This window comes from Cupriavidus sp. 94F1 (assembly GCF_057798875.1).
Genome location: NZ_JBYOJT010000005.1, coordinates 550,916 through 561,640 on the forward strand (window position 1 = coordinate 550,916; position 10,725 = coordinate 561,640).

A 10,725-nucleotide genomic window follows, 5' to 3' on the forward strand; every position below is an offset into this window, starting at 1 on the left:
TCAGGCGGCGTCGCGTTCGGTGCGTGCCACGGCGTCGGCGATGCCGGCTTCCAGCTGGGCCAGCCCCTTCGACAGGTTGTGCATCGTTGTTTCCGACACGCCCGTCAGTACGTCCTGCAGGAATGCCGAACGGCGCGGCATGGCCTGGTCAACGATGTCGCGGCCCAGCTGGGTGAGCGTCACGTTGGTCATGCGGTTGTCGCGCTCGCTCGTGGAACGCTCGATCCAGCCCAGTTCCTGGAGCGCCTTGAGTTGGCGCGTGAGGGCGCCCGGGTCCATGCCCACGCGGTCGGCCAGCGGCTTTTGCGCAATCGGGCCTTCGTGTCCGTACAGGGCAAACAGAATGCGCCAGCGCGGCAACGGATGCCCGATGCGCTGTTCGAACGCGGCGGCGTATGCGCGGTAAGTGCGTCCGAACTGTTGCAGCACGGCCAGGCTTTGTCGCTCCAGTTCCAAAATCGAGTCTCCAGTTGGCAGATATCAGTCCGCGGCCATCGCGGGTTCATGCACCCGCGCCAGCCTGATCGGCGGTACGCGGCGCACCCGCCATATGCCGATCAGCGCCGCGACGGCCGCCAGCAACAGGCCAAGATGGATGGCGCTTACCAGCGACACCCGCGCCTGTTCCAGCAGCAGGGCTCCATTGTGCCCTGCCTTTTGCAGATGGGTCAGCAATTCCGCCTGGGCGGCCTTGTCGATCAGGATCTGCGGATCGGTCAGCCGGGACGCCCAGTCCGATGCATTCGCCGCTGCCAGCGACGCCGTCACCCCTGTGGTGTAGCTGCGCGTCACCAGCGTCCCCACCAGCGCCGTGCCCACCATGCCGCCCACCATGCGCAGAGACTGCAACATGGCGGTGGCGATGCCCAGGTGCGCGCGCCCCGCCGTCTGTTGTGCGAATACGGTCAGGTTAGGCAGGACGAAGCCGAGCCCCAGGCCGGCGCACAGCATGATGGCCAGCAGCACATTGTGATGCATGCTGCGCGTCGCCTGCGACAGGCCGAGCAGCGCCAGCGCCAGCATGGCAAACCCTGCATACAGCATGCTGTTGGGCTGCGGAATGCGCGTAATGATACGGCCATTGACGATGCTGCCGACGGTAATGCAGACCACCAGCGGCGTGACCAGCAGGCCGGCTTCCTTCGGCGAATAGCCAAATCCGCCCTGGAACAGCAGCGGCGCGTACAGCAGCAGCGCGAACATCGCAAAACCGCCCAGGACGCCCAGCAGGAACAGCGGCGCCAGCGCCGGATTGCGGAACATGTCGAGCGGCAGGATCGGCGCCTCGCACCGGCGCGACCATTGCCACAGCGCGATGAACGACGCGAAGGACAGCACCAGCAGGCCGATGGTCACGATGTCGAAGCCGCGTTCCGGCAACCATTCCACCGACAGCTGCAGGCTGCCCAGCCCGGCCGCAATCAGCAGCGCCCCGAGCCAGTCGATGCGAATCGGCCCCTCATGCCGCGACTGGCGTAGATGCGGCAGGTAGCGCCAGGCGATCACCAGCCCCACTAGGCCCACGGGCACATTGATATAGAACACCGCGCGCCAGCCATACCATTCGGTCAGCAGCCCGCCCAGCGACGGGCCGAGCGCGTTGGCCAGCCCGAATGCCGTGCTCAGGATGACCTGCCAGCGCAGACGCACATGCGAATCGGGAAACAGGTCGGGAACACAGGCGAACGCCGTGCCGACCAGCATGCCGCCGCCAATTCCCTGCAGCGCACGCGCCGCCACCAGGTACGGCATGCTCGAAGCCATGCCGCATAACACCGAAGCCACCAGAAAGACGACGATCGACGCCAGCACAAACGGCTTGCGCCCGTAGTAATCCCCGAGCCGGCCGAAGATCGGCACCGTGACCACCGAAGTGAGCAGATATGCCGTGGCCACCCACGCGTAGTACTCGAACCCCTGCAGCTCGGCCACCACGGTCGGCAGCGCCGTGGACACCACGGTCTGGTCCAGTGCGACCAGCATCACGACAAAGGCAATGCCGAGCATCGCCAGCAGCGACTCGCGAAATGGCAAGACCTGCCCTTGGCTGCCTGCCTGTGCCTTGCCCTGCGTGTGCCCCGAATCCGATGCCATATCTATTGCCCGATCAATAATTGTGCGATCAATGATCTTCAGATTATAGGGGCGGCAATTTGTTCCGGCAGAAGATTTTTGGCGTTCCTACGATGGTTTTCAGGATCGGTGCGATGATGGGTATCAGCACATTCATTGACAGCGGGCCACGGGTGCATCACAGGAGACATTCGATGCACCGGGCCCACGACACATTCATCCAGCTCCGGGGAGATTGCATGAAGTCAGTCACATTGATTGGCGCGCCCACCGATGTCGGTGCCAGCATTCGCGGCGCTTCGATGGGCCCGGACGCATTACGCGTGGCCGACATCGCCAGTGCGCTGGCCCGCAACGGGCTGCAGGTCCGCGACCTGGGCAACCTGAGTGGGCCGGGCAACCCGTGGCAGGCGCCGGTCGACGGCATGCGGCATCTGCAGGAGGTGCTGACCTGGAACGAGCAGGTTTTCGAGACCGCCTATGCGACGCTGGCGGCGGGCCACATGCCGCTGCTGATGGGGGGCGATCATTGCCTGGCCATCGGGTCGGTCAGCGCGGCCGCCCGCCACTGTCGCGAACAGGGCAAGCGACTGATGGTGCTGTGGCTCGACGCCCACGCCGATGCCAATACCGGCAGCACCAGCCCTACCGGCAACATACACGGCATGCCGGTGGCCTGCCTTTGCGGCGACGGGCCGGCACCGCTGACTGCGCTCAGCGGCGTCACCCCGGCTGTGACGGCGCGGCAGATCCGCCAGATCGGCATCCGCAGCGTCGATGCCGAAGAGAAGATGCGGCTGCGGGAACTGGGCCTGACGGTCTATGACATGCGCTATATCGACGAGAACGGCATGCGCCTGACCATGGAGCACGCCCTGGCGGGTATCGACGGCAATACGCACCTGCACGTCAGCTTCGATGTCGATTTCCTGGACAGCCAGATCGCGCCTGGCGTGGGCACGCCCGTGCGCGGCGGCCCGACCTACCGCGAAGCCCACCTTGCCCTGGAGATGATCGAGGATACCGGCGCGCTCGGCTCGCTCGACGTGCTCGAACTGAATCCCGCGCGCGACGTGCACAACCAGACGGCCGAACTGGTGGTGGAGCTGCTCGAAAGCCTGTTCGGCAAATCGACGTTGTAGGCGGCTACGGCGCCATGCCTGCCGCTCGCGGCGCATGGCACCGGACGCATCGTCGGCCAAAAAAAGAGGCAGCCCGAAGCTGCCTCCCTCATTGCCTGCGGACCATGCCGCAGTGCCGATCAGGACGCCGACTTGCTGCCGTTCGACGTGCTGCCCGTGGTGGTGCCGGCGTCGGGCGCCGGTGCGCCGGTGGCCTCGTTCAGGCCGCCGCCCAGCGCCTTGTAGAGGTTGACCTCGCTGGTCAGCTGGTTCAGGCGGGCCTCGATCAGCGCCTGGCGCGCCGTGAACAGCTGGCGCTGCGCATCTAGCACGGTCAGGTAGCTGTCCACGCCGGTACGGTAGCGCCCTTCCGCCAGCTGGTAGTAGTCCGAACTAGCCTCTACCAGCCGGGTCTGTGCCGCCACCTGATCGGTGAACGTGCCGCGTGCGGCCAGGCCATCGGACACCTCGCGGAACGCAGACTGCACGGTGCGCTCGTACGTGGCGACGTTGATGTCCTTCTGGATCTTCGCGTAGTCCAGGCTTGCGCGCAGGCTGCCGGCCGTGAAGATCGGCAGCGTGATCTGCGGCGAGAACAGCCACGTGCCCGATCCCGCATCGAACAGGCCGGACAGCTGGCGACTGGCCGTCCCACCCGACGCCGTCAGCGTGATGCGCGGGAAGAACGCCGCGCGCGCCGCGCCGATATCGGCATTGGCCGATTTCAGGCGGTGCTCGGCCGACAGGATGTCGGGGCGGAACTGCAGCAGGTCCGACGGCATGCCGGCTGGCACTTCCGCCACGAGCTTCTGGTCCAGCGTCAGGCCCGCAGGCAGGTCGGCCGGGATACCGGCGCCCAGCAGCAGCGTGAGCGCGTTGACATCCTGCGCCACCAGGCGCGTATAGCGCGACAGCTGTGCCCGCGCGTTCTCGACCTGCGTCTGCGACTGGCGCAGGTCCAGCCGCGATGCAATGCCTTCCTCGAAGCTGCGCCGCGTGAGGTTGTACGTGCGCTCGTACGCACCGAGCGTGTCACGCGTGACCTGAAGGTTCGCTTCGTCCGCCAGTTGCGTCAGATAGGCATTGGCCACGCTGGCCACCAGCGCGATCTGCGTGCTGCGGCGCGCTTCCTCGCTGGCGAAATATTGCTCCAGCGCCGCTTCGCTGAGACTGCGCAGCCGCCCGAACAGGTCGAGCTCCCATGCCGTGGTGCCCAGCGACACGCCGTACTGGCTGCTGATCACACGCTGGCCGGTAGAGGAAAGATCCGCCGGCACGCGCTGGCGCGTGCCCTGGCCGGTCGCCCCCACCTCGGGGAACAGGTCGGCACGCTGGATGCGGTACTGCGCGCGATAGGCGTCGACGTTGAGCGCCGCCACGCGCAGGTCGCGGTTGTTGTCCAGCGCGATCTGGATCAGCCGCTGCAGGCGCGGATCGGCAAAGTAATCGCGCCAGCCAAGCTCCGCCGCGGCAGCCACCTGCGCATCGCCGGCAGAAGCGGCGTAGGCGTCTCCTTGCGGATACGCGGCATCGACCGGCGCGGCCGGGCGTTCATACGATGGGATCAGGCTGCAGCCGGCAAGGGCCGCCGCTGCGGCCAGGCAAAGTAGCGTCTTTCTCATGCTTGGGCTCCCGTTTCCTGGGAGGACGGTCCGGACTTGCGGCGCCGCTCCTTGATCGACGTCACCACGACGAAGAACAGCGGCACCCAGAAGATGGCGAGCACGGTGGCGGTGATCATGCCGCCGATCACGCCGGTACCGATGGCGTGCTGGCTGCCCGCGCCGGCGCCCTGCGACACCGCCAGCGGGAACACGCCAAGCATGAACGCCAGCGATGTCATGATGATCGGACGCAGACGCATGCGGCAGGCCTCGACCGCCGCCTCGATCACGCCCTTGCCCTGGTCATGCAGGTCCTTGGCGAACTCGACGATCAGGATCGCGTTCTTGGCCGACAGGCCCACCGTGGTGAGCAGGCCCACCTGGAAGAACACGTCGTTCGACAGTCCGCGCGCCAGCGTCGCCAGCAGGGCGCCGATCACGCCCAGCGGCACCACCAGCATCACCGAGAACGGAATCGCCCAGCTTTCATACAGGGCCGCCAGACACAGGAACACCACCAGCAGCGACAGCGCGTAGAGCGCCGGCGCCTGCGCACCCGACAGGCGCTCTTCGTACGACAGGCCGGTCCACGAGTACGCGATACCCTGCGGCATCTGCTTCATGATTTCCTCGACAGCGGCCATGGCCTCACCCGAACTCTTGCCGGCTGCCGGCTCGCCCAGGATTTCCACGGCCGGTACGCCGTTGTAGCGTTGCAGCTTCGGCGAGCCATACCCCCACTTGCCGGTGGCAAACGCCGAGAACGGCACCATGTCGCCCTTGTCGTTGCGCACGAACCACTTGTTCAGGTCCTCGGGGTTCATCCGCGCGTTGGGACGGCCCTGCAGGTACACGCGCTTGACGCGGCCACGGTCGATGAAGTCGTTCACGTAGCTGGAACCCCACGCGATCGACACCGTGCTGTTGATGTCGCTCAGCGAGATGCCCAGCGCCCGCGCGCGTTCGTCGTCGATCTCGAGCACGTACTGCGGCTCGTCGTTCAGGCCGTTCGGCCGCACGCGTTGCAGCGCCGGGTTCTTGGCGGCCAGCGCCAGGAACTTGTTGCGGGCTTCCATCAGCGCCTCGTGGCCCAGGCCGGCCTGGTCCTGCATGTAGAAGTCGAAGCCGGTGGCGTTGCCAAGCTCCTGCACGGCGGGCGGCGCAAAGGCAAAGGCCAAAGAGTCGCGGAATGTGCCGAACTTGGCTTGCGCACGCTTGGCCAGGTCGAACACGCTCGTGGCATCGCCTTCGCGATCCTTGAACGGCTTGAGCAGGATGAACGCGAGACCCGAGCTCTGGCCACGACCGGCAAAATTGAAGCCGTTGACCGTGAACAGCGATTCCACGATCTTGCCTTCGTCATTGAGCAGGTAGTTGCGCATCTGGTCCAGCACGGCCTGCGTCCGCTCGGCCGACGAACCCGGCGGCGTCTGCACCTGGGCATACAGCACGCCCTGGTCTTCTTCCGGCAGGAACGACGTCGGGATCCGCGTGAACAGGAAGGCCATGACCAGCAGGATCAGCACGTAGACCAGCAGGAACGGGGCGCGGCGCTTGAGAATGCCCACCACGCCACGTTCGTACTTCTGCGTGGACCGGATGAAACCGCGGTTGAACCAGCCGAAGAAGCCGGCCTTGTGCTCGCCGTGGTCGCCCTTTTCGATCGGCTTGAGCATCGTCGCGCACAGCGCCGGCGTCAGGATCAGTGCCACCAGCACAGACAGCACCATCGCGGAGACGATCGTGATCGAGAACTGGCGATAGATCACGCCGGTGGAGCCGCCAAAGAACGCCATCGGCAGGAACACGGCGGACAGCACCAGCGCGATACCCACCAGGGCGCCCTGGATCTGCCCCATCGATTTCCGGGCGGCCTCCTTCGGCCCCAGCCCCTCCTCGGACATCACCCGCTCGACGTTTTCCACCACCACGATGGCATCGTCGACCAGCAGGCCGATTGCCAGCACCATCCCGAACATGGTCAGGGTGTTGATCGAATAGCCAAAGGCGGCCAGCACGCCGAACGTGCCCAGCAGCACCACCGGCACGGCGATCGTCGGGATCAGCGTGGCGCGGAAGTTTTGCAGGAACAGGTACATCACCAGGAACACCAGCACGATGGCTTCGAGCAGCGTCTTGACCACTTCCTGGATGGAGTCGGCGATCACCGGCGTGGTGTCATACGGGAACACCGCCTTGATGCCCGGCGGGAACGACGGCTCCAGCTGGTTCAGCGTGTTGTGGATGTTCTTGACCGTTTCGAGCGCGTTGGCACCCGATGCCAGACGAATGGCGATACCCGAAGCGGGCCTGCCGTTGTACTGCGCGTTGATCGAGTAATCCTGGCCACCCAGCCCGACTTCGGCCACGTCGCGCAGGCGCACCTGCGAGCCATCGGGGTTCACCTTCAGCAGGATGTCGCCGAACTGCTCGGCGGTCTGCAGACGGGTCTTGCCGATCACCGTGGCGTTGAGCTGCTGCCCGCGCACCGCCGGCAGGCCGCCCAGTTGGCCCGAGGCCACCTGGACGTTCTGCGCCTTGATGGCGTTGCTGACATCGAGCGGCGCCAGCTGGAAGCTGTTGAGCTTGGCCGGGTCGAGCCAGATCCGCATGGCGTACTGCGAACCAAACACCTGGAAGTCACCCACGCCCGAAGTCCGCGAGATCGGATCCTGCAGGTTCGAGACGATGTAGTTCGATAGGTCTTCGCGCGTGGTCGCCGGATCGGTCGAGATCAGGCCGACGATGATCAGGAAGTTACGCACCGACTTGGTCACGCGGATGCCCTGCTGCTGCACTTCCTGCGGCAACAAAGGCTGAGCCAGGGCCAGCTTGTTCTGGACCTGCACCTGCGCGATATCGGGGTTGGTGCCCTGCTCGAACGTCGCCGTGATGGTCATGCTGCCGTCGGAGTTCGACTCTGACGAGATGTAGCGCAACCGGTCCAGGCCGTTCAACTGCTGCTCGATCACCTGCACCACCGTGTCCTGCACGGTCTGTGCCGATGCGCCCGGATAGTTCACCGAGATGGCGATCGTGGGCGGCGCGATGGCGGGGTATTGCGTGACCGGCAGCGAGCGTATCGACAGCACGCCCGCCAGCATGATCACGAGCGCGATCACCCACGCAAAGATCGGCCGCTCGATAAAGAAATTAGACATGGAAAATCCTTATGCGTCGGTCCCGGTCAGGACTTGGCGGCCGGCGCCGAAGCGGCGGCCGGTGCGGAGGCAGGTCCTGCACCCGCCTGCGCCGCAGTGGCTTCGGTAGCCTTCACCTTGGCGCCAGGGCGCACGAACTGCAGGCCTTCGACGATGACACGGTCGCCGGCCTTGAGGCCGTCGGTCACCAGCCAGCTGGTGCCGATGGTGCGGTCCGTCTTGAGCACGCGCAGTTCCACTTCGTTGTTGGCGTTGACCACCAGCGACGTGGGCTGGCCCTTCAGGTCACGCGTCACGGCACGTTGCGGCGCCAGGATGGCCGATTGCCGCACGCCTTCGGCCAGGCGCGCGTGCACGAACATGCCGGGCAGCAGTTCATTGCGCGGGTTCGGGAACACCGCGCGCAGCGTCACCGATCCGGTGCTCTGATCCACGGCCACTTCGGAAAATTCCAGCCGGCCGGCCTGGGAATAGGTGCTGCCATCCTCGAGCTGCAGCGTCACCTTGGCGGCATTGGCGCCGGCGCCCTGCAGCTTGCCATCGGACAGTTCCTTGCGCAGGCGCAGGATCGCCGCCGACGGTTGGGTCACATCCACATAGATGGGGTCGAGCTGCTGGATCGTGGCCAGCGCGTTGGCCTGGCCGTTGGTGACCAGCGCGCCTTCGGTCACCAGCGAACGGCTGATGCGGCCCGAAATCGGTGCCAGCACACGGGTGTAACGCAGGTTGATGTGGGCCTGGTCCACGGCAGCCTTTGACTGCAGGTACGACGCCTGGGCTTCGGCGTACTGCTGCTTGCTGACCGCTTCGTCGCCGACCAGACGGCCGTAGCGTTCGGCGAGCAGTTTCGACGACGCAAGCGTGGCCTCGGCGCTCTTCGCCGTGGCTTCGTAGGTGGATGGATCGATCTGGTACAGCTGCTGCCCCTGCTTGACGTCCGTGCCTTCGACAAACAGACGTTTCTGAATGATGCCGTTGACCTGCGGGCGAACTTCGGCGATCCGGTAAGGCAGGGTGCGACCGGGAAGGGACGTATCCAGCGTGACGGTTTCGTCCTTCAGCGTGACAACTTTCACTTCAGGCGTCTGGGCCGCGGGGGCTTCATTCTTCTTGCCGCAGGCGGTCAGAGCCGTCACGGCAAGAGCCAGCATGCCTGGAATCAAAGCACGCCTGGCGCGCATTGCTTGCATAGCGATTTCCTCGAGGATGAAACGGAATTGGTCTTCTTGTTCCCGGCCTGGGCCGGGTGGGCGCCACGGCGCGCGTGGACGCAATTGGCGTACCTGTCACCAGGCACGTATCGGATTACGGCTCAACGGATTGTCACCATGGGCCCCTGCTTTCGCCGGCTTCGCCGGCCTGGAGGAAAATCTGAACACCGGCCACGCCGCGCGCGCGTCCGGCACAGGGCCGCCCATCAGGACGATCCTGCTCCCCGTACTCTCAAATGTCCTGCCCGATCTTCGATTATCGGGATTACCGTTGCATGCGTAGGCCGTGCGCCGATCTGTGCGGGCATCGTCCTGCCGACCGACAACAATAATCGTTTTCACCGATATCTGCAGACGCTCATGTCTGTTGTGGCGCCTTTCACACAATATGCGCCGAAACTGCCGGCTTTGACCGCTCCCTCCTCCAAGGTGAGCCGTCGATACCGCAATGCAGCATTTGAGCCGCCTGCCTGGCAAACAGTTCAATAAGCATGCTGCCTATTTCGCGCGTCGGCCGATATGCTACCAGCTCGGAGATAAATCAGGATGACAGAAAATTGCGCGTAATGAAGTGAAATACTCGATCGAATCGGGGAAACTTGAAACGATGACCGCCGGATCGAAGGGGACCGGGCACCGATTTGCCGGTTCGCGAGACAGTGTGTTGCGTAGCCGGGACAGTGGTTCGAGGCAGTGAGTGCCAGGCGCGCCAATGAAAATCCCCGCCAACAGGCGGGGACGTCGTATTTCGATGACGGATAAGTTCGTTATGCGCCGTCGAGGAAACGATTGCGAGGACCCAGTCGGGTGCCGAGCATCGGCCCGCTCCAGCGCATGTCGCCCCGATAGCCGGGCGCGCTGTCAGGAGCCATGCCAGCAGTCGGCGCTGGCTGGTACGACGGGGCAGGCGACTGATAAGTCTGCGGTTGCGGGGCCAGGTTTTGCCTTGTCGAACTGTCCGCACCCTGGGAGTACGGATCGAACTTGTCGCCGGCGCGGGCTCCACTGGTGTTGGGATCGTAAGTCCCGCTGGTCGCACCACCTTGGGTATACGGATCGCGCGGACCCGGCGTCATCTGGGCGCAAGCCGAGATCGAAAGCAGCGCAAGTGCGCCTGCGGCGATAACACTTCGGGGTCGAATCATTGGCATGGTCAGCTCCGGAAAGCAGTGGAACAACGGAGGTGCTGTCCCTGTAGCCACTACGGAGCGAAAGCCGTGCCGGTTATATTTGCGCCTTATTGGGCACAATATAAGGGGAAATATCGAAGGTTGAGCCGGTGTCTGCATGCGCTTTTACAAGACTACTGTAACGGCTGCACCGCTGCCGACTGTCCGCGCGCCTGGAATGCGCGACGCAGGAGGGTGTGCGGGACTCGAATGCGCTCGCACGTTTCGCACCCGCCAAAGCAAAACCCCCAAGCTTTAAGGGCTTGGGGGTTCTGGGTATAAGAGCCTGGCGATGACCTACTTTCACACGGGTAGTCCGCACTATCATCGGCGCAAAGTCGTTTCACGGTCCTGTTCGGGATGGGAAGGGGTGGTTCCAACTCGCT

The 10,725-nt window shown here is 64.8% G+C and carries 6 protein-coding genes and 1 rRNA gene; 1 reads left to right on the forward strand and 6 read right to left on the reverse strand.

Features of this window, described 5'->3' with window-relative positions; all coding sequences use genetic code 11:
• Both AC3FJ6_RS16090 and AC3FJ6_RS16095 read right to left on the reverse strand, forming a co-directional pair.
• Positions 1–456, reverse strand: a complete 456-nt coding sequence (locus AC3FJ6_RS16090) for a MarR family winged helix-turn-helix transcriptional regulator (RefSeq protein ID WP_092602590.1) — start codon at positions 454–456, stop codon at positions 1–3.
• A 24-nt stretch (positions 457–480) separates the two neighbouring features.
• Positions 481–2,094 (reverse strand): MFS transporter, encoded by a 1,614-nt coding sequence (locus AC3FJ6_RS16095; RefSeq protein WP_488772816.1) that lies wholly within the window; start codon positions 2,092–2,094, stop codon positions 481–483.
• 218 nt (positions 2,095–2,312) lie between these two features.
• On the opposite strand from AC3FJ6_RS16095, the gene rocF reads away from it, so the two are divergent.
• Positions 2,313–3,215 carry an arginase gene (gene rocF / locus AC3FJ6_RS16100; RefSeq protein ID WP_488772817.1) on the forward strand — a complete coding sequence of 301 codons (903 nt, stop codon included), beginning with the start codon at positions 2,313–2,315 and terminating at the stop codon, positions 3,213–3,215.
• A gap of 119 nt (positions 3,216–3,334) precedes the next feature.
• Here the strand turns inward: rocF and adeC are convergent, their stop codons facing one another.
• The 4 genes from adeC to rrf all read right to left on the reverse strand — a co-directional run.
• On the reverse strand, positions 3,335–4,816 hold the full coding sequence (adeC, locus tag AC3FJ6_RS16105; RefSeq protein ID WP_488772818.1) for an AdeC/AdeK/OprM family multidrug efflux complex outer membrane factor: 1,482 nt from the start codon (positions 4,814–4,816) through the stop codon (positions 3,335–3,337).
• Positions 4,813–7,959 (reverse strand): efflux RND transporter permease subunit, encoded by a 3,147-nt coding sequence (locus AC3FJ6_RS16110; RefSeq protein ID WP_400394429.1) that lies wholly within the window; start codon positions 7,957–7,959, stop codon positions 4,813–4,815. The genes adeC and AC3FJ6_RS16110 overlap by 4 nt, the downstream gene beginning before the upstream one ends.
• A gap of 26 nt (positions 7,960–7,985) precedes the next feature.
• Positions 7,986–9,149 (reverse strand): efflux RND transporter periplasmic adaptor subunit, encoded by a 1,164-nt coding sequence (locus tag AC3FJ6_RS16115; RefSeq protein ID WP_488772819.1) that lies wholly within the window; start codon positions 9,147–9,149, stop codon positions 7,986–7,988.
• A 1,474-nt stretch (positions 9,150–10,623) separates the two neighbouring features.
• A 5S ribosomal RNA gene (gene rrf / locus AC3FJ6_RS16120) occupies positions 10,624–10,725 on the reverse strand; the annotation flags it as partial.

Excerpts from the sequence above, each read along its gene's own strand:
- AC3FJ6_RS16095 (WP_488772816.1), bottom strand. The coding sequence starts at position 2,094 with ATGGCATCGGATTCGGGGCACACGCAGGGCAAGGCACAGGCAGGCAGC.
- rocF (WP_488772817.1), top strand. The coding sequence starts at position 2,313 with ATGAAGTCAGTCACATTGATTGGCGCGCCCACCGATGTCGGTGCCAGC.
- adeC (WP_488772818.1), bottom strand. The coding sequence starts at position 4,816 with ATGAGAAAGACGCTACTTTGCCTGGCCGCAGCGGCGGCCCTTGCCGGC.
- AC3FJ6_RS16110 (WP_400394429.1), bottom strand. The coding sequence starts at position 7,959 with ATGTCTAATTTCTTTATCGAGCGGCCGATCTTTGCGTGGGTGATCGCG.
- AC3FJ6_RS16115 (WP_488772819.1), bottom strand. The coding sequence starts at position 9,149 with ATGCAAGCAATGCGCGCCAGGCGTGCTTTGATTCCAGGCATGCTGGCT.